This window comes from Pseudomonas sp. Marseille-QA0892, assembly GCF_054950135.1.
Genome location: NZ_CM143104.1, coordinates 2,699,366 through 2,722,656 on the forward strand (window position 1 = coordinate 2,699,366; position 23,291 = coordinate 2,722,656).

The 23,291-nt window shown below is 59.4% G+C and carries 24 protein-coding genes; all 24 read right to left on the reverse strand.

Annotated elements, in window-relative coordinates:
- Window positions 1-105: 105 nt before the first annotated feature.
- On the reverse strand, window positions 106-1,242 hold the full coding sequence (gene flhB / locus ACY8D3_RS12550; RefSeq protein ID WP_462379108.1) for a flagellar biosynthesis protein FlhB: 1,137 nt from the start codon (window positions 1,240-1,242) through the stop codon (window positions 106-108).
- Window positions 1,243-1,257: 15 nt separating this feature from the next.
- Window positions 1,258-2,037, reverse strand: coding sequence for a flagellar biosynthetic protein FliR (fliR, locus tag ACY8D3_RS12555; protein ID WP_462379109.1), 780 nt, complete (start codon window positions 2,035-2,037; stop codon window positions 1,258-1,260).
- Window positions 2,037-2,306: a flagellar biosynthesis protein FliQ gene (fliQ, locus tag ACY8D3_RS12560; protein WP_462379110.1), complete on the reverse strand. Its 270-nt coding sequence runs from the start codon at window positions 2,304-2,306 to the stop codon at window positions 2,037-2,039. Before fliQ ends, fliR begins: the two co-directional genes overlap by 1 nt.
- Window positions 2,307-2,344: 38 nt before the next feature.
- On the reverse strand, window positions 2,345-3,133 hold the full coding sequence (gene fliP, locus ACY8D3_RS12565) for a flagellar type III secretion system pore protein FliP (protein ID WP_462379111.1): 789 nt from the start codon (window positions 3,131-3,133) through the stop codon (window positions 2,345-2,347).
- Complete coding sequence (gene fliO, locus ACY8D3_RS12570) at window positions 3,133-3,567, reverse strand: flagellar biosynthetic protein FliO (protein WP_462379112.1); 435 nt, start codon at window positions 3,565-3,567, stop codon at window positions 3,133-3,135. The genes fliP and fliO overlap by 1 nt, the downstream gene beginning before the upstream one ends.
- Complete coding sequence (gene fliN, locus ACY8D3_RS12575; RefSeq protein WP_462379113.1) at window positions 3,567-4,025, reverse strand: flagellar motor switch protein FliN; 459 nt, start codon at window positions 4,023-4,025, stop codon at window positions 3,567-3,569. The genes fliO and fliN overlap by 1 nt, the downstream gene beginning before the upstream one ends.
- 40 nt (window positions 4,026-4,065) lie before the next feature.
- On the reverse strand, window positions 4,066-5,034 hold the full coding sequence (gene fliM, locus ACY8D3_RS12580) for a flagellar motor switch protein FliM (protein ID WP_462379114.1): 969 nt from the start codon (window positions 5,032-5,034) through the stop codon (window positions 4,066-4,068).
- Between the two features lie 8 nt (window positions 5,035-5,042).
- Window positions 5,043-5,573 (reverse strand): flagellar basal body-associated protein FliL, encoded by a 531-nt coding sequence (fliL, locus tag ACY8D3_RS12585; RefSeq protein ID WP_462379115.1) that lies wholly within the window; start codon window positions 5,571-5,573, stop codon window positions 5,043-5,045.
- 206 nt (window positions 5,574-5,779) lie between these two features.
- The gene (locus ACY8D3_RS12590) at window positions 5,780-7,042 is read right to left on the reverse strand and encodes a flagellar hook-length control protein FliK (protein WP_462379116.1); all 1,263 of its coding nucleotides are present in this window, start codon (window positions 7,040-7,042) and stop codon (window positions 5,780-5,782) included.
- Window positions 7,043-7,130: 88 nt separating this feature from the next.
- Window positions 7,131-7,481 (reverse strand): Hpt domain-containing protein, encoded by a 351-nt coding sequence (locus tag ACY8D3_RS12595; RefSeq protein WP_462379117.1) that lies wholly within the window; start codon window positions 7,479-7,481, stop codon window positions 7,131-7,133.
- A gap of 153 nt (window positions 7,482-7,634) precedes the next feature.
- Window positions 7,635-8,087, reverse strand: a complete 453-nt coding sequence (gene fliJ, locus ACY8D3_RS12600) for a flagellar export protein FliJ (protein WP_462379118.1) — start codon at window positions 8,085-8,087, stop codon at window positions 7,635-7,637.
- Between the two features lie 8 nt (window positions 8,088-8,095).
- Window positions 8,096-9,451: a flagellar protein export ATPase FliI gene (gene fliI, locus ACY8D3_RS12605; RefSeq protein WP_462379119.1), complete on the reverse strand. Its 1,356-nt coding sequence runs from the start codon at window positions 9,449-9,451 to the stop codon at window positions 8,096-8,098.
- Window positions 9,441-10,220 carry a flagellar assembly protein FliH gene (gene fliH / locus ACY8D3_RS12610; RefSeq protein ID WP_462379120.1) on the reverse strand — a complete coding sequence of 260 codons (780 nt, stop codon included), beginning with the start codon at window positions 10,218-10,220 and terminating at the stop codon, window positions 9,441-9,443. Before fliH ends, fliI begins: the two co-directional genes overlap by 11 nt.
- A complete protein-coding gene (fliG, locus tag ACY8D3_RS12615; protein WP_462379121.1) occupies window positions 10,220-11,236 on the reverse strand; it encodes a flagellar motor switch protein FliG in 1,017 nt (338 codons plus the stop codon). Before fliG ends, fliH begins: the two co-directional genes overlap by 1 nt.
- Window positions 11,229-13,028 (reverse strand): flagellar basal-body MS-ring/collar protein FliF, encoded by a 1,800-nt coding sequence (fliF, locus tag ACY8D3_RS12620; RefSeq protein ID WP_462379122.1) that lies wholly within the window; start codon window positions 13,026-13,028, stop codon window positions 11,229-11,231. The genes fliG and fliF overlap by 8 nt, the downstream gene beginning before the upstream one ends.
- Window positions 13,029-13,046: 18 nt before the next feature.
- Window positions 13,047-13,382, reverse strand: coding sequence for a flagellar hook-basal body complex protein FliE (fliE, locus tag ACY8D3_RS12625; protein WP_462379123.1), 336 nt, complete (start codon window positions 13,380-13,382; stop codon window positions 13,047-13,049).
- A 388-nt stretch (window positions 13,383-13,770) separates the two neighbouring features.
- Window positions 13,771-15,159, reverse strand: a complete 1,389-nt coding sequence (locus tag ACY8D3_RS12630) for a sigma-54-dependent transcriptional regulator (RefSeq protein ID WP_462379124.1) — start codon at window positions 15,157-15,159, stop codon at window positions 13,771-13,773.
- A 3-nt stretch (window positions 15,160-15,162) separates the two neighbouring features.
- Window positions 15,163-16,353, reverse strand: a complete 1,191-nt coding sequence (locus ACY8D3_RS12635) for a sensor histidine kinase (RefSeq protein ID WP_462379125.1) — start codon at window positions 16,351-16,353, stop codon at window positions 15,163-15,165.
- Between the two features lie 680 nt (window positions 16,354-17,033).
- A complete protein-coding gene (locus tag ACY8D3_RS12640) occupies window positions 17,034-18,524 on the reverse strand; it encodes a sigma-54 dependent transcriptional regulator (RefSeq protein WP_462379126.1) in 1,491 nt (496 codons plus the stop codon).
- 251 nt (window positions 18,525-18,775) lie between these two features.
- Window positions 18,776-19,099, reverse strand: a complete 324-nt coding sequence (locus ACY8D3_RS12645) for a flagellar protein FliT (RefSeq protein WP_462379127.1) — start codon at window positions 19,097-19,099, stop codon at window positions 18,776-18,778.
- Window positions 19,100-19,113: 14 nt separating this feature from the next.
- The gene (fliS, locus tag ACY8D3_RS12650; RefSeq protein WP_462379128.1) at window positions 19,114-19,494 is read right to left on the reverse strand and encodes a flagellar export chaperone FliS; all 381 of its coding nucleotides are present in this window, start codon (window positions 19,492-19,494) and stop codon (window positions 19,114-19,116) included.
- A gap of 96 nt (window positions 19,495-19,590) precedes the next feature.
- On the reverse strand, window positions 19,591-21,045 hold the full coding sequence (gene fliD, locus ACY8D3_RS12655) for a flagellar filament capping protein FliD (RefSeq protein ID WP_462379129.1): 1,455 nt from the start codon (window positions 21,043-21,045) through the stop codon (window positions 19,591-19,593).
- Window positions 21,046-21,112: 67 nt separating this feature from the next.
- Window positions 21,113-21,475, reverse strand: coding sequence for a flagellar protein FlaG (locus ACY8D3_RS12660; RefSeq protein WP_462379130.1), 363 nt, complete (start codon window positions 21,473-21,475; stop codon window positions 21,113-21,115).
- A 74-nt stretch (window positions 21,476-21,549) separates the two neighbouring features.
- Window positions 21,550-23,001: a flagellin gene (locus ACY8D3_RS12665; protein ID WP_462379131.1), complete on the reverse strand. Its 1,452-nt coding sequence runs from the start codon at window positions 22,999-23,001 to the stop codon at window positions 21,550-21,552.
- Window positions 23,002-23,291: the final 290 nt, after the last annotated feature.

Here is a 23,291-nt window from a genome sequence, read left to right on the forward strand (position 1 = left end):
GGTCGCCCTCGCTCGGCTTATCCAGTACGCAAAGCGGGATTGATAGGCCAGCGAGCACACCGAAGTGATACGCCATGTGCCATAAGACGCACTGGCAGTAAGCACTTACGCGTCCCGCCGCAAATCCGGCGGGATCGGCAGGTCTTTCAGCGGAGCTGGACGTTTCGCCTTCCCGGCCTGGTATTGGCGCAGCTGGTATACGTACGCCAGCACCTGTGCCACGGCCAGGTAGAGGCCAGCAGGAATCTCTTGGTCGAGTTCGGTTGAGTAGAACACCGAACGGGCCAATGCCGGCGATTCAAGCAGCGTAACCTTATGCTCCTGGGCAATCTCACGAATCTTCAACGCTACGAAATCGCCCCCCTTCGCCAATAGAACGGGTGCTCCGCCCGAATTGCCGTCGTATTTCAACGCCACGGCGAAGTGCGTGGGGTTAGTGATGACAACGTCGGCTTGCGGCACCGCCTGCATCATCCGGCGTTCAGCCGCCTGGCGCTGCAGCTGCCGGATCTTGCCCTTGACCTCCGGCTTGCCTTCGCTGTCCTTGTATTCGTCGCGCACTTCCTGCTTCGTCATCATCAGCTTCTGCTTGTGACTATGCAGCTGGAACGGCACGTCTGCCGCTGCAATGAAGACCAGCCCCAGGCCCATCAACAGCGAACTCCAGCCGACTACCTGAATGCTGTGCAGGATGGCCGCTTCAAGCGGCTCCTGCGCCATCGCCAACAGGTCGTCCTGGTCCGAGCGCAGCACCAGGACAGCCACGAGCAGGATGACGGCGAACTTGCCAATTGCCTTGAGCAGCTCCACCAATGACTGCGTGGAAAACATGCGCTTGAGGCCCGCGCCCGGGTTCATTCGGCTGAACTTCGGTGCAAGCGAACTTCCGGAAAACAGAAACCCGCCAATCCCGATCGGCCCCAGCACCGAGGCCGCCAGAAGCAAAACGAGCAGCGGCATCGTTGCACGTAACGCCAGTTCCCCGGCCGCGACAAGCATCTGAACCATGTAGCGCTCTTCGAGCAATGCTTCACGGGGCACTTCAAAGCTCATGTGCATGACGGTCATCATCATCTGCGCCATGCCGCCGCCAAACGCGATAAGTCCGCCGGTTCCGGCCAGCACTACTGCAAGCGTACTGAGTTCCTTGGAGCGTGCGATCTGCCCCTTCTCTCGGGTCTCTCGCTTCCTTTTTTCTGTGGGTTCTTCGCTTTTATCAGCGCCACTTTCGCTTTCGGCCATGGCCTGACTCCTGCTTCAACGTACCCGGACGAGTTCGCCGAGCCAGATGAGGGCTTCGGATGAAAACCGCTGGTACTGGGAAAGGACATCGGCCATGCCGATCCAGAAGATGACCATACCCATCACCAGGGTCATCGGGAAACCGATGGAAAAGATGTTGAGCTGCGGCGCTGCCCGCGTCATCAGGCCAAACGCAATATTGATCACGAGCAAGGCGGTGATTGCCGGCAGCGCCAGCAGGAGCCCGGCACCCATGACCCACCCCAACCGGTTGGCGAGCAGCCAGAACTGGGCCGTGAGCAGACCACCGCCGCCACTGGGCAATGTCGTGAAGCTCTCGGTCAGCACTTCAAAAACCACCAGATGCCCGTTCATGGAGAAGAACAACAAGGTGGTCAGCATGGTGAGAAACTGCCCGATCACCGGGACGGAGACGCCGTTCGCCGGATCCATCATCGAGGCGAAACCAAGGCCCATTTGCGTTGCGATGATTTGCCCGGCAACCACGAACAGGTGGAAGAACAGCTGTAGGCTGAAGCCCATGATGGCGCCGATAAGTACCTCTTCGGCAATGAGCATAAGCCCCTGCAGACTCAACGCATCGAACTCCGGCGCAGGAGGCAGTACGGGCACCAACGCCAGGGTGATGGCGATCGTCAGGAAGAGCCGGACGCGTGTGGGCACCAGCGCGGTCCCGATCACCGGCATTACCATCATCAGGGCGCCGACGCGAAACAGGGGCAGCAGAAAACTGGCGATCCAACCGCCGATCTGGGCGTCGGACAGCTCGAGCATCAGCCGATCACGTAAGGGATGTTCTGGTAGAGCGTCTGGATATACTCCATCAGCTCACGGGTCAGCCACGGGCCCGCCCAGATGAGGGTAATGAGCATCGCCAGCAGTCGCGGCAGAAAGCTCAGCGTTTGTTCGTTGATCTGGGTCGCCGCCTGGAATACCGCGACGACAAGACCCACCAGCAAACTCGGCACAACCAGCACACCGACGATCACGCACGTCAGCCACAGCGCTTCGCGGAACAGATCGACGGCAACTTCGGGTGTCATGGTACGGTCCCCTGACGACGTGACGATTCGGGTCGGCGCTACAACGTGCCGAAACTGCTGGCGAGCGTGCCGATGATCAGGCCCCAGCCATCCACCAGCACGAACAACATGATCTTGAACGGCAGCGAAATGATCAGCGGCGAGAGCATCATCATACCCATTGCCATGAGTACGCTCGCCACCACCATGTCGATGATCAAAAACGGAATGAAGATCATGAAACCAATCTGGAACGCCGTTTTCAGCTCGGAGGTCACGAAGGCCGGGATAAGAATGTGCAGCGGCGTGGTGTCTGCACTGGCGATATCCGTCCGTTTGGACAGCCGAACGAAGAGTTCGAGATCGCTCTGACGCGTCTGCGCCAGCATGAATGATCTAATCGGCACCTCAGCCCTTTCAATCGCCTGGACCGGATCGATCTGCTGGTTCAGGTAAGGCTGCAAGGCATCCTGATTGATGCGGTCGAACACGGGCGCCATGATGAACATGGTCAGAAACAGCGCGATGCCAACAAGAATCTGGTTGGACGGTGTCTGTTGCAGACCAAGGGCCTGGCGAAGGATCGAGAACACGATAATGATCCGCGTGAAGCTGGTCATCAGCATGAGGAACGCCGGGATAAAACTCAGCGCCGTCATGATCAGCAGGATCTGCAGGCTTACCGAGTACTCCTGCTGCCCTTCCCCATTCGTGCTGAGGGTGATGGCAGGCACAGACAGCGGATTATCGCCTTGGCCGATCAATGCACTGGCGGCACTACCGGGCTCCTGAGCGAACGCCAGCGGCGCGACGAGCATCGCCACCGCCAAGAACAGAATACGCAGCATCAATCCTTTTCCTTGCGGTCCCTGCTCAGCATTTCGCTGAGGCGCTGGGCGAACTCCGGGGTTGCCGGCTCGCTGTCCGTGACCGGGATCGGCTCCTTCAGCACATGCAGCGGTGTGATTCGCCCAGGTGTCATGCCCAGCAGGATCTGCTCGCCGCCTACTTGCACGAGAACGAGGCGATCACGAGGTCCGAGGGCCTGACTGGCGATCAGCTTGATGGCCTTGCCGCTACGCGGGCCGACCTGCTGCATGCGGCGAACAAGCCAGGCGAGGCCGAAGATGAGCACGATGACGACCAGCAGCCCAAGCACCAGCTGAGCAAACTGCCCGCCAAACGATCCTCCTGTGACGGTTGCCGTCTGTGTAGGCGCTGCCGCATTGGCTAGCGCCAGGACTGGCATTCCGGAAAACAGCAAGGCAATCGATCTTTTCATTACCGAAGCTTCTTGATGCGTTCGCTTGGACTGATGACATCGGTCAGCCGAATGCCGAACTTCTCGTTCACAACCACGACTTCCCCATGTGCGATGAGCGTGCCATTGACGAGCACGTCCAGCGGCTCGCCTGCCAGCCGATCCAGCTCAACCACAGATCCCTGGTTGAGCTGCAAAAGGTTGCGAATGCTGATGTCGGTGCTGCCGACTTCCATGGAGATCGAAACGGGGATATCGAGGATAACGTCCAGGTTTGGCCCATCCAGGCTAACCGGGCCGCCACCCTTGGGGCCTTGGCCAAATTCTTCCATCGGTGCTTTGGGGGCAACCGGCGTGGGTGCTGCGTTCATTAGCGCATCGATGTCATCCTGCGACGCATCGCCTGCTTCGGAAAGCGCAGCCGCCCATTCGTCTGCCAGTGCCTGCTCTTCGGAAGTCACGTCTTTTTCGTCTGCCATACCTGCCCTCGACGGCCTTGTGTTTCAGTGCCCAGCCCGCTTAACGGCGGCCAACGGGCTCGAGAATCTGGAGCGCGAGATTACCCTTGTGTGATCCCAGCTTCACTTTAAAAGCGGGAACACCGTTGGCTCGCATGTATATATCTTCCGGCAGCTCGACGGGGATGACGTCGCCAGGCTGCATGTTGAGGATGTCCCGCAGCTTGAGCTGTCGGCGCGCGATGGTCGTGCCCACAGGCACATTCACATCGAGGATGTCTTCACGCAGCGCCTTGATCCAGCGCTCATCCTGATCGTCCACGTCCGACTGGAATCCCGCATCGAGCATCTCTCTGATCGGTTCGATCATGCCGTAGGGCAGCGTGACGTGAAGGTCACCGCCGCCCCCGTCGAGTTCGATATGGAAGGTCGAAACCACAACCACTTCGCTGGGGCTGACGATATTGGCAAGCGCCGGGTTGACCTCGGAGTTGATGTACTCGAAGTTGACGTCAAGCACCGCATGCCAGGCTTCCTTGAGATCGACGAATGCCTGGTCGATGACCATCCTCACGACACGAAGCTCGGTGGGTGTGAACTCGCGCCCCTCGATTTTGGCGTGGCGACCGTCACCGCCAAAGAAGTTGTCCACCAGCTTGAACACGAGCTTGGCGTCTAGGATAAACAGGCATGTCCCCCTGAGCGGCTTCATCTTCACGAGGTTCAGGCTGGTTGGCACGTACAGCGAATGAACATACTCGCCGAACTTCATGACCTGCACGCCGCCAACCGCAACATCCGCGGACCGGCGCAGCAGGTTGAACATGCTGATGCGTGTGTAGCGCGCAAAGCGCTCATTGATCATTTCCAGCGTGGGCATCCGCCCACGCACAATACGATCCTGACTGGTCAGGTCATAGGATTTGACGCTGCCGGGGTCACTGTCGGTCTCGGTTTCCACCAGGCCGTCATCAACACCATGCAGCAGCGCGTCGATCTCATCCTGGGATAACAGATCTTGAACAGCCATGGCACGTCCTATTGCAATACAAAGTTGGTGAACAGCACCTGTTCGACAACGGGCTTGCCCACTTCTTTCTGGGCAATTTCCTGAACGGCCGCAGTAGCCTGCTGACGCAGCATGTCCTTCCCAAGCGGCTTCATCAAGCCGTCGAAGTCCTGGCCGGAGAACAGCATCACCAGACGGTTGCGGATCACAGGCATCTGCGCCTTCAATGCGTCCATGTCCGCCTTGTTCCGACCCATCAATGCCACGCTCACCTGCATGAAGCGCTGGCGACCCTGATAATTGAAATTCACCACGAAGGCCGGCGTCAGCTCTTCATAGATCGCTTGTGCCTTGACCGGCGCCGCCGCTGCAGACTCGGCATGCTCCGCCGAATCGGCGTCGCTGCTCTTGCCGCCCAGCAGGAACACAGTGACGCCCACCGACGTGCCGATCAATAGCAACGCCGCGACCACGGCAATGATGATGAGCTTGAGCTTGCTCTTCTTCGGCGGCGCATCGCCATCGGCGGCCGGTGCGGGAGGGGGAGCTTTCTTTGCCATGCCAAATTTCCGTCGTTAGAGCAATCTTCTGTGCCGGGCGCAAGTCGAACTGGGCCAGCGTCCCGAGCAAGCCGCGGCGTGCGATATAGCAGGCTGCTGCCTCTCTGTCATCCCGTGTGTACATCCAAACAGCGTAGGCGAGACCGGGCGCAGGCGCCTGTGGCCACAAGATCGAACCCGACCAAAGCCGGAATCGACCCCTTTACTCAGGCGTAGTAGTCCACCAACCCACGGCCGGCACGAAGTGGTGTAGATGAAAGGGCCTCGATCGAAGCGCCGCTGTCGACGTCGCCCGCATCACCGGCTTCACCGCGTCCGCCGCGCTGCTGACCCTGTGCATTGCTATCAGCCTGAGCCTGCTGCCCGCCCCATCCACGGTTCATCGACTGGTCCGAGACGTTGACGTCGAGCTGGTTCATGCCCTGCTGGGCAAACATTTCCCGTAGCCGATGCATCTGACTGTCGAGCGCTTCGCGCACGCCTGCGTTGGCAGATGCGAACGTCACCTGAGTCTGGTCCTGATCCATTTGAATCCGAACTTCCAAACGCCCGAGCTCCAGCGGATGCAGCTGTATGTCAGCCGACTTGAGGTTCTGACTGGACAGCCACATTACGCGATCGACGACCGCCTCGGTCCAGCCATTCTGATGCAGGGCGACCGGCTGCCCGGGCGTAAGCACCGGTGCCCGCTCGGCCTGACCCGCTGCTGGCGTCATCGCCTGCCCCAATGCGTTCAACCGGGAAACGAACTGATCGCTACGAAGATCCGCTGTCTTTGCTTCTGTAGGGTTATCCGGCAAAGCAAGCTCGAGCGTGCTGAGCGATGCTTCGCCCTCGTCGTTGGCCTTGCCGGACGTCAAGGTATCGCTCACGAGCTTGGCTATCTCAACGAAGCCTTCATCCGCGGTCGGCTGCGCCACTTGTTCATCCGGTAATGCGTCCGCGGCGACAGTAGCGGCCTGCATCGTCGACCGTGCGCCGAGTTGTCCGAGGATACTCAGGTCCGCCTTGATCGCTTCCGGATCGGTATCGCCCGGAATGCCGAGCCCCGGCTCGGTAGCCTGCGGTGTCAAATCGCCGACGGACGCCGTTGGCATCAGCGGGGCCATGGGCAGGGGGGTCTCCACGAGGCCGAACATCACGAGGGGATCCAGCATCCCCTCTTCTGGCGGAGCGTCGTCTTCAAGCGGCAAGCCTTTGCCGCTCACACCGGATTCTGCGGAAAGCTCGGTTGCCGCGGGCGCATCGGTCGACGCCGCGGCTGCCGGACCGGCAGGTTTCTCGGCACCAGGCTTCGCCACCTTGGAGGCCGCGCCGTCACTGGGCTTGGCCTGATTGTCCCGATACACCTTCGAAAAGCTGGAAGGCCCGTCCTGGCTGGAGCCAGCCGGTTTCGCTGGCCCCTTTGGCGCCGCCCTGGGCGTTACGTCAGGCGTGGTTTGCAATAACAGATCAGGTCCAACAGGCATGATGGTCTCCGCCAGAAATCGGGGCTTATAGCGGAGGCAATGCAAGCGACGGGCCAATACAATGCCGTACACTCGTCAATGCACCTGGCTAGAAACGATGCCGCTGGAGAGCCGTCTTGGTGAGAATCTTCACGACCGCATACTCGCGCTGGATCTGCTCGATCAGCGGCGCGGTGGCGTCTGCGTCGCCCTGCCGGCTTGCCGTCTCGAGCTGCCGGCACAGGTCGGCGAGCAGCGCTGCGCCCATGTTGCTCGAGCTGCCCTTGAAGCTATGCGCCGCTCGGCGAAGCGCTTCCAGATCGCCAGCCGCATCGAGCAGCATGCGGATGCGCTCCTCGGAATCGGTGAGAAAGGTTTCGAGCAATACGGGATACTCGTCCTCCATGACATCTGCCAACGTGGCCATCACGTCGTCGTCGAGATGAGGCAAGTCAGCCATGGTCACTCCAATGTCCGGATCGGTTACCCGGCCACACCGAATGGCAGCACGGGCAATAACAGATAGCCGGTCATTATGGTCATCGGCATGGCTCGGCGCTATCGCGAAACGGACCACCGGGCCTACCGTCGGCCTATCGCGTCCATGATAGGGTCAATGGTCCTGTTTACGCGCCGTCAGTCGCTGGGAGAGCTCGTCCAACTGCCGCTGCTCGCGGCGATCCTCTGCCAGCCTGGCTTCATACATATAGCGCTCCACCAGCTTGCGCAGGCCTTCCAGCCGAGCATAGCGCTCCTGCCACGTGGTTCGGATTTTATCGACGTTGCTTCGGTGCCAGTCGACATTGCGCTGTTGCTGCGCGATGGCGTTATCGAGCTGAGAAAGGAAGCGCTGGTAGTTCATCAGCCACTGGCCTGTAACACCCTGCTGTCCCTGCGTCACCATCTGCTGCTGATAATCCATGCAGTAGCGTTGCAGATCGCCCAGCTTGCCTTCGGCCTGTTGCAGTTGAGCCTGGCACGCCCCCATCTGGCGAGCGGCCTCACGCTCGGCTTTCTCGGCCATTTCGACAACAGGTTTGAGGCGTGTAGCGCGGCTGACCGACATGGGGATTGTCAGCCTTTGCCGGTAGCAATGACGGCTTGCAGCCGTACCGCGCTGTCGGTGAGTGGCTCGCTTTCATCCAGCCGCTGACGAAGGAAGGCCGCCATGGCGGGCTGCTTGGCAATCGCGAAGTCGGTTTCCGGATCACCACCGGCAACATAGGCGCCAACGCTTATCAAGTCCCGGCTCTGCTGGTACCGCGACCAAAGCTGCTTGAAGCGTTGTGACCCACGCAGGTGATCCTGGGTCACGACCTGAGGCATCACCCGGCTGATTGAGGCCTCAATATCGATTGCGGGGTAATGCCCCTCTTCCGCCAAACGGCGCGACAGGACGATATGGCCATCAAGCACGCCTCGAGCGGAGTCGGCGATAGGATCCTGCTGGTCGTCCCCCTCGGAAAGCACCGTGTAGAACGCGGTGATCGAGCCGCCGCCTTTTTCAGCATTACCCGCACGCTCCACGAGCTTCGGCAACTTCGCAAATACGGATGGTGGATAGCCCTTGGTCGCCGGTGGTTCGCCGATAGCCAGCGCGATTTCACGCTGGGCCTGGGCATACCGGGTAAGCGAGTCCATGAGCAACAGGACGTTCTTGCCCTTGTCGCGAAAATACTCGGCGATGCGTGTGCAATACTGCGCGGCACGCAGGCGCATCAGCGGCGCGTCGTCAGCCGGTGATGCCACGACCACGGACCGCTTGATGCCCTCCTCGCCGAGGATGCCTTCAATGAATTCCTGAACCTCGCGGCCCCGTTCACCGATCAACCCGACCACAATGATCTCGGCCTCGGTGAAGCGCGTCATCATGCCAAGCAGAACGGATTTACCGACGCCGGTACCGGCGAACAGCCCGATCCGCTGCCCGCGGCCGACCGTCAGCAGACCATTGATGCTGCGAATGCCAACGTCGAGTGGCTCGTGGATCGGGTTACGCTTGAGCGGGTTGATCGTGGGGCCATCGAGCGGTACCCAATCTTCGGCACGCATACGCCCCTTGCCGTCGAGCGCATGGCCGGCACCATCCAGTACTCGGCCCAGCATGCTCATGCCCATGGGCAAACGGCCTGTGTCGGGGATCGGAACGACACGCGCGCCGGGCGCAATACCCCCAAGGCTGCCGGCCGGCATGAGATAAAGCTTGCCGCCCGAGAAGCCCATGACTTCGGCTTCCACCTGTACCGGGTGATAGCTGTCATCGTTGATGACAAGGCAGCGGCTACCCATGGGTGCGCGCAGCCCTTCTGCCTCAAGGGTCAGCCCGACCATTCGCAGCAGGCGCCCTTCGACGATGGGCAAACGCGGCAATTCGATCGCACCGGTATAACCACCCATGCGTCGTGCAAAGCTCGTGCGTTCAAGGCGCATCGGTACCGCCCAGGTCAATGGACATATCGGGTGCAAGCGGCTGAGTCGCCTGCTCGCGTTGCTGTTCGAACATCTGCGTGAGCGCCTGGCTCAGCCGCGTCTCTACGCTGGCGTCGATGCGGCTGTGCTCGGTTTCGACGCGGCATCCGCCTGGCAACAAGGTTTCGTCTTCGAGAATGCGCCACTTCTCTTCGTGGCGGTCCCGCAGCGCCTTGATCAACTCGAAATCCTGGGGGTTAACCAGGATGCGTACGTTCTCGGCGCCCATCGGCAAGAGCTTGAGCGCCTCGCGTACCACGCCGGTCAACTGGCTCGAATCCATCGCGAGCTCACGCTGGATCACCTGGCGGGTGATGTGCTCGACCAGCCCGACCAGTGACTTCTCCAGCTCCTTGTCCTGCTCAGCGATGGGCTCGAAGAGCTGCTGCATGAGGCGCTCCATGCGCCCCAGCATGTCATTAAGGTACGTTTCGCTCTCCGCCTTGGCCTTGAGCTGGCCAGCGCGGTAGCCGTCCTTTTCACCAATGGCCAGACCTTCGTTGTAGGCGTCCTGACGGATCGCCTCAAGCTCCTCCAGGGTTAGCGGCTGGACTTCTTCGACGGGCACGTCCTCGGGCGGCGGCAGTGCCTCCTCGATGACTTCCGCTTCCTCGGGCCGAGCGACTTCGATGACCGTTTCCTCGGCATCGAAGCTCGGCAGCGCCCACAGATCGAATCGGCTGACCTGCCCGCCCCGGATGAGATCGCTCGGGTTCTGCTTGTCGCTCATCAAACCATCTCTTCGCCGCCTTTACCGCCCAGGACGATTTCGCCCGCCTCGGCCATACGCCGAGCGACGGTAAGGATTTCTTTCTGTGCAGCTTCGACTTCGCTGATGCGGACCGGGCCCTTGGCCTCGAGGTCGTCACGCAGCAATTCGGCCGCACGCTTGGACATGTTCTTGAAGAATTTTTCCTTGATGCCGTCATCCGACCCCTTGAGCGCAAGCACCAGTACGTCGGAGGACACCTCGCGCATGAGCGCCTGGATACCGCGGTCGTCGACGTCCGCCAGGTTGTCGAAGACGAACATCAGATCCTCGATCTGCGACGAGAGGTCCGAGTCCACCTCACGAATGGCGTCCATCAACGCGCCTTCGGACGAGCTGTCGAGGAAGTTCATGATATCGGCAGCACGTTTCACACCGCCCATCGACGTACGGGACTGGTTCGAACTACCCGAGAACTGCTTCTCGAGAATCAGGTTCAATTCCTTCAATGCCGCAGGCTGGACGGTATTGAGCGAGGACACACGCAGGATGATGTCCAGCCGAACCTTATGATCGAAGTGGCTCAGGACTTCGCCGGCCTGATCGGGATCGAGATAGGCCACGACGATCGCCTGGATCTGTGGGTGCTCGTAACGGATGACGTCGGCAACCGCGCGCGGCTCCATCCACTTGAGGCTATCCAGGCCGCTCGTGCTGCCGCCGAGCAGGATCCGGTCGATCAGGTTGCCGGCCTTGTCCTCCCCCAGCGCCTGGGTCAGCATCTTGCGAATGTAGCCGTCCGAGCCCAGACCAAGGCTGGTCTGGTCACCCACCTCGTCGACGAACTCGCCCATGACCTGCTCAATCTGCGGCCGCTGGATATTGCGCATCTGCGCCATGGCGAGGCCGACCTTCTGCACTTCTTTCGGCCCAAGGTGACGCAGCACTTGGGCTGCGTCAGTCTCACCGAGAGACAGCAGCAGGATGGCTGCCTTCTCGGTCTTGGTCAATTTAGCGGCGGCGCGATTCTCACTCATCGTCGTTGATCCAGTCTTTCACGACCTGCGCCACACGGCCCGGGTCTTCGGCCACCAGCGTCTTGATGGCGTTGAGTTGTGCATCATACCCCTCGCTCGGGCTTGGCAGCAGGATACTCTGCGGCCCGCCAAGGCTCACACGGTCGTCCGACAGTTCACCGTCCAGTCCATCCGCGCCGAGGGCACCGATCCCGCCTGCACCGCCAGCAACCGCCAGCTCCTTGTCCTTACCCGCGCCAGTGATGTTGTTGATCATCGGGCGCAGTACGAAGAGCACCAGGATGAGGACCAGCAGTACCGGGAACAGCTGCTTCAGGCCCGACAGCACCATGTGGAACCATTCAGTCTGATACCAGGGCAGATCAATGACATCGCTGGCGACCGGGGCGAACGACGCGTTGATGACGCTGACGCTGTCGCCGCGGCTGGCATCGAAGCCGACTGCATCCTGCACGAGACGCGTGAAGCGCGCGATATCGTCCGCCGTCCAGGCCTGATGGGTGACTTGGCCAGTGGCCGGGTCCAGTTTCAGTTGGTCATCCAGTACGACCGCGACGGAAAGCCGGCGCAGGCGACCTTGCTGCTGCTTTGTATAACTGATCGAACGATCGATCTCATAGTTCTTCGTTGCCTGCTCCCGCTTGTCAGCCGGGTACGGCGCGAGCATCGGCTGACCTGTGGCCGAGTCCATGATCTGCTGGCCATTGGCATCGAGCAGCGGGCGACCGGCAGCGATCGGGCCTTCCGGCGCCGCCGCGCCCTGCCCGGCCTGCTGAGGTGCGGTAGCCGCGCCCGGAGGCTGGTTGCTCAGCGCGCCGGGAACGCCTCCGTTGGACTGGCCGCTGGAGCGCTGTTCGCTGACAGTCTGCTCGCTACGCAGTGCAGCCTGATCCGGGTTGAACATTTCTGAAGTCGATTCGACCGCATTGAAGTCAACGTCTGCCGATACTTCAGCCTTATACCGGCCGTTGCCCAGCACCGGCGAGAGGATGTTCTGAACGCGCTGGGTGAACATGGTTTCCATACGGCGGGTGTAGTCGAACTGCTTGCCCGCCATGCTCATCTCGGAGAGGCTCTGCTGGTCGGACAGCAGCTCGCCCTTCTGGTCGACGATGGTGACCTGGCCCTTGTCCAACTCGGGTACGCTCGTAGCGACGAGGTTGATGATGGCCATCACCTGGCTCGGCTCGAGGGTACGACCCGGATACAGCTCGACCAGAACAGACGCGCTTGGCTTGCGCTCGTCACGGACGAACACCGAGCTCTTCGGCATGGCGAGGTGTACGCGCGCGGCCTTTACGTTGTTGACGCTGGAGATGGTACGCGCCAGCTCGCCTTCGAGGCCGCGACGGTAACGGGTGGCTTCCATGAACTGGCTGGTACCAAGACCCTGTTCCTGGTCCAGGATTTCGAAACCGATGTTGCCATCAGTCGGCGCGATACCGGCTTCGGCCATCTTCAGCTGCGCACGGCCAAAGTCATTCGCCTTTACGAGCAGGGCGCCCGAGCTCGGATCGACTTTGTAGTCAATGCCGGAGGTGGTCAGCGTAGCGACGACCTGCTTGGCATCCATACCGGTAAGGCTCGTGAACAGCGGGCGGTAATCCGGCTGTTGCGACCAGAGCACGACGGCGAAGCCGATCGCGACGCTCGCAGCCAGCCCGACCAGCAGGCCAAGCTGACGCAGCATCGACATCTGCGAGAGGTTTTCAAGAAATGCGAGGCCCAGCAGCGGCTTCTTGGGCTGGGCGTCTTCGGCTTTGGCCGGAACGTTGTCAACGACAGCTTCCATCGTGATCTACTCCTCGCCTTAGACCGGCATCTGCATGATGTCTTGATACGCCTGGACCAGCTTGTTACGAACCTGGGTCATGGCCTGGAAGGAGACGGTGGCCTTCTGCGAAGCGATCATCACGTCCGTGATGTCGACGCCACCGACTCCCATCTCGAACGCACTGGCGAGGGAGGACGCGTTGCCCTGCACTTCAGCGACCTTGCCGACCGCTTGGCCAAGCATGTCGGCGAAGCTGGGCGCGCCGGCTTCCTGAACTGAGGTCGTCGGCGCCGGTTTGGCGCGCGCCATGGCATCCATCTGCATGGCTCGCATTTCCAACATCAGACGATTGAATTCGACACCCTGGCTCATGATTCCCCTCACCGTTTTCAGCCGCGCTTTTTTGACGCTTTGGCTTTAGCTGAATAGGTATTTGCAAGGGGGATGCCAAATGGCAAACAAAGCACGCCGAGCGGTGCTTTTAGGAAGGAAGTTTCTTTAAATCAGAGGCTTACATACAGACACACCTGCAGCCCACACCGGCGGATAAGCCGCAGATGCCAGCCGACGTCAAAAGAGCTTCACGGATTTGCATCCGCTTCACTCGGACGTCTCGCCGCCGTAGAGCGAGCGCAGGCAGGCTTCCGCTATTGTTATGACGACACTACGCTATAACCGCACCTCAGCGGCGATGTTTCAATCCCGTAGGGCGGTCGCGACCCACGCATCCGCAACGTCCTGACAATCAAGCCCCGTCCAATCAGGACGCATAGAGATAAGCATCCACATCCAGCCCTGCGTCGCGCATTTGCGCCAGCTTGTATCGCAACGTACGTGGGCTGATCCCGAGCCGTTCCGCTGCCTCCTTGCGACGGCCTCGCTCAGCCTTCAGGGTATCGATGATGACCTCGAATTCGCGGCGGCGAAGGTCATCGCCCAGCAACGAACCCGGCTGATCATCGACCTCCGTCACGGTCGCACGCTCAACCACGGCAGCGGCTGGTGGCGCGAAGCTTCCAATGGGCGACGTCAGACAGAGGTCGTGAGGCTGAATCACCCCGCCCTGCTGGAGAATGAGTGCTCGCTGGACCGCATTGTCGAGCTCTCGTACATTGCCTGGCCAGCCATGAGCCACCAGCGCGTCACACGCCGCTGCGGATAAAAGCACAGGCGGCAGGTTCATTTTCTTGACGTGGCGAGCCAACAAACGCTCAGCCATCGGGACGATGTCCGACGGGCGCTCGCGCAAGGGTCTCCAGGCCAACGGGAACACAGAAAGCCGGTAATAGAGGTCTTCACGGAAGCGACCCGCCGCCACTTCAGCGGGGAGATCCCGGTTGGTGGTGGCAAGCACGCGGATATCCAGATCAATTGCCTTGCGTGCACCGACCCGCTCTACCTCACGCTCCTGCAAAACACGCAGGAGCTTGGCCTGGAGCCCGAGCGGCATTTCCGAGATTTCGTCGAGCAGCAGCGTACCGCCATTGGCAAGCTCGAACTTGCCAGGCTGGGCCGCGATGGCGCCAGTGAACGCACCCTTCTCATGGCCGAACAGGGTCGCTTCGAGCATATTGTCGGGAATGGCTGCGCAGTTGATGGCAATGAAGGGCCCGTTCCAGCGCGGCGAATGCCGATGGATATAGCGCGCCAGGACTTCCTTGCCACTGCCGGATTCACCCGAGATCAGTACCGTCGAATCACTGCGCGCCACCCGTGCAGCCAACTCCAACAGCTGGCGGGAAGCCAGCTCCACCGCCACCGGCCCCTCGGTATCCGCGGTATCGAGCTTCCCCAGCGCATGCCGGGCCACGAGGCTCATGAGCGCATCCGGCTCGAAAGGCTTCACCAGATAATCGGCGGCGCCGGTACGGATCGCCTCGATGGCGCGATCGATAGTGCCATGCGCCGTCATCAACAGAACCGGCAACTGAGGAAACCGGCTACGAATAGCGCGTAGCAGGCCATGGCCATCCATCCCCGGCATGTTCACATCGCTGATCACCATTGCAAATGAAGCCCGGCCCAACTCGACCAGCGCGTCCTCGGCATTCGCGACCGCACGGCAGCTATAGCCGCCCAGCGCCAACGTGTCCTCCAAGGCTTCGCGAAGGGAACGATCATCTTCGACGAGCAGTATCCCAAGCGACATCAGTTAGTCCTCCTGAGGGGAAGCCGGTTGAATGAGTGGCAGCCACAGGCAGGCCTGCGTACCGAACCCGACGCGCGACCGTAAGTGGAGTCGCCCGCCATGCGCCCGCGCCACGGAATGGACGACGGCCAACCCGAGGCCGGTGCCCGTGGATTTGGTGGTAAAAAATGGCTCACCCAGCCGTGCGAGCGTTTGCGGATCGATGCCGGGGCCAGAATCGGTAACGGATACCTTCAGCGTCGTGTCGCGAACGTAGAGATGCACCTTGTAGCCGGCGCTGGTACCGCCTGCCTGCAGTGCATTCTGGATTAGATTGAGCACCGCACCGATCAGGGTGTCTCGGCTGCAAAGCAGCTCCCCTTCTCGCGCATCGCATTGCCAGCGGATCGTATACCCCGCCACATGAGCTTCTGCGGCCTTGCGAAGCCCGGCGAAAAGATCGGCAGGCGTGGTTCGGTCATGCAAGGGAAGCTCACCACGGGCAAACACCAGCATGTCCCGAACCTGGCGCTCCAGTTCATGAAGGCGATCGCGGACCTTGCCTGCAAATCGCTGTTGCTGTTCGACCGGCAAGGCTTTGTCGGCAAGGTGCCCAACGTACAACATGGCCGAAGCCAGCGGCGTGCGGACCTGGTGGGCAAGCGACGCAACCATGCGGCCCAGTGCCGAGAGGCGCTCATGCCGGGCGAGCTGGTCCTGCAGCAGACGGGTTTCGGTGAGGTCAGTCAGCAGGACCAGCTGACCCGGCTCCCCCTGAAGCGAGCGCGTTGCGATCGACAGGCGTCGACCGTTTCGCAGTGATATCTCATGCCCGTCGTCCCGACGTGGGGCGAAGCTCGACGCGATGACGTCTCGCCATAGCAATCCAATGAGCGACGTATCCAGAAGCTGCTGTGCGACAGGGTTTGCTTCGCGAACGATGCCCCTGCCATCGATAATGATCACGCCGCCCGGCAGTACATCCAGCACGCTTTGCAGCCGGTTAGCCAGCCGCTCTTTCTCGGCGAGCTCCTGCATTCTCTGCTCGCTGACCTGAGCAAGCGTGCCCTGCAACTCGCTGAAACGTTCCGCCAACAAGCCATACGAATCGCCGAGCTGCGCACTGATCTGCTCAAAGAACTCAGCAGACAGCCGCGAGGCATGCTCGCTGGCGGCAAGTGGAAGGTCTGTTTGGCGTACGGCAGAAGGCGTCATGGCTCGTCTCGTTTCAGCGGCGCCAGTGAAACGCCGCGATACGAGCCATAAAGCAAGGGACGTGCCCGTCTCTAAAAGTGCAGTAGGCACAAGGGTTTAACTACTCGATGCCGCTACCGCGTCAAGAATTCGGTGGAATAGGGTTGCACCATGTGCATGGCTGGCTCGCCTGCGACGAGAAAATTACAACGCGGTCCTACGAGATGGGGCGGTCGCCGTTGCCATAAGGACGGTTAACCGTAGGGCGGGTGAAACCCGCGCAATAACGCTCTCCCAAACGACACAGGCCTTTAGGGTGGGTCAATCGCCATGCGATTAACCCGCCGCTCGTACGCCAATGCGTCGAGCGCCCGTTCCGTTGATACGCGATTGCCGCGCAAACCTTCGGGACTCTGCCCTACCGCTCCATATGCACATGAGCAACGCGCCCTTTTTCTGACCAATGCGGCAAGGAGGTATTTTCGTGGGAAACGGCGGAAGCCCTACGGGATTCCACCCTACGACTCCAACACAGCGGGTGGGTGGGCTTGGGCTGTAGGGTGGGTCAATCGCAGCGCGATTAACCCACCGCTCGTACTGTCATGCGTCGAGTTCTCGATTCACTGAAATACGGTCTCGCGAAGACCTTCAGGACTCTGCCTTACAAAAAAAATAATCCCGGCCGTACCTCTACCGAAGCCTCACTCCGGCTCGTCTTCTTCGCTCTGCCGGCTCATGCCGTACTTGCGCATCTTCTCTACGAGCGTCGTGCGACGAATACGCAGGCGCTCGGCTGCACGCGCCACAACGCCACCGGCATCATCGAGCGCCTGCTGGATAAGGCTCTGCTCGAGATTGCCCAGGTACTCTTTGAGGTCCAGGCCTTCCGGCGGCAGGAGCGCTCCCGTCGACACATTCACATTCGTCGAGAACACTTCGTCTGTGATCGCCGCGCGCTCTTGCAGCTCCTCGCTCAAGCTGCTCGCCAGATGCTCGACATCGTCCTCGACGTAACGAAACTTCATGGGCAGCTCGCCCACACCGATCACGCCGTAGGGGTGCATGATCGCCAAGCGCTCGACGAGGTTCGCCAGCTCACGGACGTTGCCTGGCCAGTCGTGCTGACACAGGGACATGATCGCCGACGAGTTGAAACGGATGGAGCCACGCTTCTCGTGCTCCATCCGCGAGATGAGTTCATTGAGCAACAGCGGAATGTCCTCGGCACGGTCGCGCAGCGGCGCCATGTCGATCGGGAACACATTCAGGCGGTAGAACAGGTCTTCGCGGAAGGTGCCATCCGCGATCATCTTCTCAAGATTCTTGTGGGTCGCCGCGATGATCCGCACATCCGCAGATTGCGTCTTGTTGCTACCAATCCGCTCGAACGTACGCTCCTGCAGCACGCGCAGCAACTTGACCTGCATGGGAAGCGGCATGTCACCGATCTCATCCAGGAACAGCGTACCGCCATTGGCAAGCTCGAAACGCCCTGCCCGGCTGGTGATCGCGCCGGTGAATGCGCCCTTCTCATGGCCGAAGAGTTCGCTTTCCAGCAGGTCTGGCGGGATGGCACCGCAGTTCACCGGTACAAACGGCCCTTCGCGACGCTTGGAATGGTAATGCAGGTTTCGTGCAACGACTTCCTTGCCTGTCCCGGACTCACCGAGGATCAGCACGCTGGCCTCGGTATCGGCGACCTGCTGCATCATCTTGCGCACGCCCTGGATCGCGCGACTGGTACCGACAAGGCTGCGGAACAGCTCCGGCTCACGCTGGCGTCCGCGCTCCCGGTCACGCGCCTGGTCGTACATTTCGCGATAGACCTGCGCGCGATGCAGCGAATCGATGATCTGGTTGTAGCTGAAAGGCGTCTCGAGCGTGGCCAGTACGCGGCGGCGGACCTCAATTGGCCAATCAGCCGACTGTTGGTCGTCGAGGAGCAGGACGGGGATGAACTCGTCCCACTCTGCGATGGCTCTTGCCGTCTCCAGCGCGCCACCCTTCGCCGAGATGTCACCGAGCAACAGGCAACGCACTTCTCGGCTAGACGAAAGCTTGCCTGTCACCTGCTGCCAATCGGCACTGTTGCACGCCAGGTGATCCTCACCCAGAAATTGAAGAATCACCGCCAGATCGTGGCGACGCTCCTGATTATCATCGATGAGAAGAAGCTTGGTTTCACGCCACATCGTCTTGAGTCAGCCCGTTCCTTGAAAGCCAAGCGGCGCACGAGCACCACCGTATTCGTGGTGCAGTTAAGTCAAAAACGAGAGGCGAGTCAAATTTATGGCGTAAATATTTACAGCAGGTGACAGTTGGTTGCCGGTTCCGCCCATGCTCACTACCGACTTCATACCATGCGCAAACAAAAATGCGGGTCCACTCGCCCTATAAATCCGTAGGGGAGCGAAACCCGCGTTTCGTATTAACTTACTGCAAATCAACCAAACAGCTGGTAAACCTTCGCGTTTTGCTGAGCTCGATTAAAGCTACCAAGCTCCGCACCGATGCGGTCGCGCTCGCTCCGGCAGGTTTCCACCATGACTGCGTAGATTTCCAGCAGGCTAGCGAAGCTGTTACGTAGCCGTGCTTCATCAGCCTCGTTGACAACTTCCAGCATTGCTACGTCAACGAGAGACCGGCATTCATGATCGAGTCTTCCGATCGCGTCCCAATCCTGCTGGCGGAGCGCTGCGGTCAAAGCGTCGCGGAGATAGTCGATGCGATCGACAGCGCTCGGCTCAATCAGCGAATTGATGCTCATCTCTAGACTCCTGGTCAGGGGGCTATTGCATCCCACCCTGACTTAACTTCACGCATCAGGCCGGATACCTCTTCGAGTATCCCCAAATCATTCGTGCGATTGGCTTCGGTCAACCGTCGGATCATGTACTCGTACAAGCTATCCAAGTTGTTAGCGAGCTCGCCGCCTACGTCGAAATCAAGTACGTCTTTCAAGCCGGCTACTATCGAAATCGTCTTCCCTATCAACTCGCCCTTTTCTGCCATCCAGCCGCGCTCGATTGCCCCTTGAGCCTTAGCGATGCGGTCGAGTGCGCCTTGCATCAACATCTGGATCAAACGATGCGGGCTTGCTTCAGAGACTTGCGCCTGCAAGCTTACTGATTGGTACTGGCGCATGGCCGTCATTGCGTTCATGTCACGATCTCAAAGTGGACTCACTACTCAATATATCGGTCGTTAAACGGAAAGCTTGAATCCAATTAACCGCCCCCAAAGAAGCGTTAACGGGTTTTATTTCTTTGATATGTTGGCGAAAGGCATCGCGTCAAGCGACGCCATGAGCTGGGATGTCGTATTGGAAAGCTGCGAATACAAAGCGTCCATGGCATTGAATTGCTTATACAAACGCTCCGAAAGCGATTCCATACGCCGGTTGAGATCTGCCTTCTGTGTATCGACCTTTGCAATGGTAGAGGTCAGCTGCTTGTTACGCTCCTCAAATATTCCACCGGTCCTCGTGTAAGGATCCAGCTTGCCTTTAAGTCGGGTCGCCAGGCCCGTATCGCCAGTAAATAGGGCTGCGACATCGCTGAAATTGCTGTCTACCATCTTCGATAACTTGGCGTTATCGATCGCAAGGGTGCCGTCCTTCTGAGTGGTGACCCCCAGGTCAGCAAGCGCACGGATGGCACCACTGCCCTGCGCATTCACAAGCTCGTTGCGTATCGTACTTACAAGGGTGCGTGTTGACGCGTCTCCTACCAGCGCCCCAACCACCGGAGCACTGTTATCGCCAACCTTCGTCACGTTTGTTTGTGACTGAATGGTTTTCATCAGCTTATTGTAAGCGTCTACGAACTTCTGGACGTTACCTTTAACGCCGGCACTGTCTTGAGACACGCCCATTGTAATAGGTGCATCGCTCGCGGTAGTCGCTTTTAAATTGAGACTTACTCCCTCGATCACCCCATCGACCGTGTTGGTTTTGCTGACAGCTTGCAGGCCGTCGACGGCGATAATGGCGCTCTTTGCGCGCGATACCATACGTGCTGCGGCGGGATCCTCGGGAACCGGTGGATCAACCTCGGTAGAGCCCTCTTCAGGCGGCGCGGGAGGGCTGAACCTGAGCTTATCAAGGGAAGCCGTACCGCTACCATCTCCGCCGCTTACAGACACGGAAATGTCCTCACCTTCACCAGTCTTGTTGCTGGTAAGGACGAGCCGTGCCCCAGCCTTGTCCGTCACAATCGTTGCGTTGAGACCTTGCTCCTTACCTGCAGCATTGACAGCATCTCGAATGCCTACCAGCGTGTCATTCGGCGGCGCAATAGCGATTGGAGGGAGTGACGCGCTACCTACCTTGATGTCGAGCGTACCCCGCCCAAAGGTCGAAGTCGCCGGTACTGCACCCAGTGCTACCTTGCTATTGCTTGCAAGCTGCTTAACCTCGACTTGGTAACTACCAATGCCTGCGCTTGCGGAAGCAGTAGCAGTAAACGCTTCGCTTTTGGACAACGAAACGGAACGCGCCAGAAAACTGGAAGGACTGTCGAGCGCAGTCAGTGCTGTCTGGAACTCACTCACCGCACTCTTTATCGATCCGACGGCGGTAATTTGCGTGGTTGCCGCCTTTTCTGTCTTTGCGAGCTGTGATTCCTTTGGCGCGCGCTCGGCAGCGACCATGGACTCGACCATGCTCTGGATGTTAATGCCGGTACCAAGACCCACGCCGGATATTCCAGCCATGCTTCACCCCCGTCAATCTTTTGTGCTTACGCAACTCTTGCAGAAAGACACTACAAGAAGCGTGCCGCTAGGCCTTCGCCTGAAACATAAGGCTGCGCAAGTCGTCTAGCTGCTCCGCAAGCTTCAGCACCTCCTCCGACGGGATCTGACGGACCACCTTTCCTGACTCACCGTCGATGACCTTGACCACGACATCGCCTGTGCCGTCATCAACACTAAAGTCAAGATTGCGCCGAAGATTCTGCATCTGCGAATTCAGATCAGACACGGCCGACTTAACGCCATCCATTTCTGCTCTGGCTTCCTTAGCTGAAGGCTGAACGGCTTCGGAAGTAATGGGCTCAAGGCTCCCAGGGTTCTTGATGGAACCGACCGTAGGGCTTGAGGTTTGCGATAACGAAGCAAAACCGTTTGTTTTGACGACGTCCATTTTTTTAACCTCACAACGAGTAAAAGGGAGAAGGGGTTTCCCCCTTCTCCCTGCCAAGGCCTAGGCCATGCTCATTACTGAAGCAGGCTCAGAACCGACTGCGGCAGCTGCTTGGCCTGAGCCAGAATCGCCGTACCAGCCTGTTGCAGCGTCTGGTTCTTCGACAGCGTCGCTGTTTCTGCGGCGTAGTCGGTGTCTTTGATTCGGCTACGCGCAGCGGAAGCGTTCTCAGAGATGTTGGTCAAGTTGCTGATGGTGTTATCGAAGCGGTTTTGGACCGCACCGAGGTCAGCGCGCTGGGAGTCGATGTTGGCCAGGGCCTGGTCGATCACCGCGATTGCGCGCTGGGCACCGTCAGCTGTAGAGATATCAACGTCGGCAACCTTGCTTAGCTCAGCTTTGGTAGCGCCGAAAACTTCGTCGGTATCGCCAGTGAGCGCAAACGTAGTCGGGGAATCTAGCTTCACATAGCCGGTGGCAGTACCACCATCCGCGAGCACATCAACCCCAGCATCGAATTTACCGCTAGAACCCTGTACCGCCACCTTGACCGTGCCGCCGGCATCACCAGTGTCTGCGCCGAACTTAATGTTCTCCCCAGTTGAAGAGGTGATAGTCAGCTTCTTGCTTTGTTCGTCATAGTTCGCAGTAACGCCCAGCTTACTCGCGTTGGCATTGATTTGATCGGCCATGTCCTTGGTGCTGGTAACCCCTACCAAGTCCAACGAGTTGTTGCCCACTTCCAGCTTCATGTTGGCAGAACCACTGGAGATGCTAGCTTCTACCTGTACAATGTTACGGGCCGATGCCGACAAGCCGGGAATCTTGCCGTCGAACTTTTCCGCGATGCTCTTGGCGCTATCACTTGTCTCGATAGAAACGCTTTCTGATTTACCGCCCCCCACTACGTTGATTGTACCGCTAGCAAACGCGGCACCGCTTCCGGTAGTCAGGCTGCCTGCAACGGTTGAACCGCTTGCGCCGGCGGTAGTTGTACCGCCACCAATTTGATAGGATCCGAGGGCATTCGAAGACGTATCTTTCAGCGTGACATCAATAGTTTCGTATGCGTTAGAGCCTACCTGGAAGCTAGTAGTACCGAACGAACCATCAAGCAGCTTGCGACCACCGAAGGTTGTGGTTTCGGAAATGCGGCTTAGTTCAGCAGTTTGTGCAGACACTTCCTTCTGAAGTGCGGCACGGTCAGCGTCGCTGTTCGAACCGTTGGCCGACTGGATCGCCAGGTCACGGATACGCTGAAGGATGTTCGTAGACTGCTGCATCGCACCTTCAGCCGTTTGGGCCAGGGAGATGCCATCGTTCGCGTTACGTGTCGCCTGGTTCAGACCGTTGATCTGGTTGGTCAAACGGTTCGAAATCTGAAGGCCAGCAGCATCGTCTTTGGCGCTATTGATGCGGCTACCGGTAGACAGGCGCTGCATCGAGGTAGACAGGGCACTGGACGAAGCCTGCAGGTTACGCTGAGTATTCAGAGAAGAGATGTTGGTATTGACTGTGAGGGCCATGGTGGTCTCCTAGAGAACTGTAGTTGGTCCTGAGCTTGCGATATCTCGGCCTGCTTGCTCAGGTAACCCCAAGAATTCGCGTTCATCCTATCTATCGGCATCGACACGAAGAGCTTTAGGAGAAACAGGATTTTTTTCCTGTCGGTTGATCTCGCTACAAACCACTCGCGACGTACCGAGCGAGCCATAAACGCAGCCCGCACGCTGTCCGCCATCGGCAACAAGAGAAGCCGATCTGGACATCAACTAGATCGGCTATGCCAGGAGTATCTTTAGAAAAAAATGCTGAC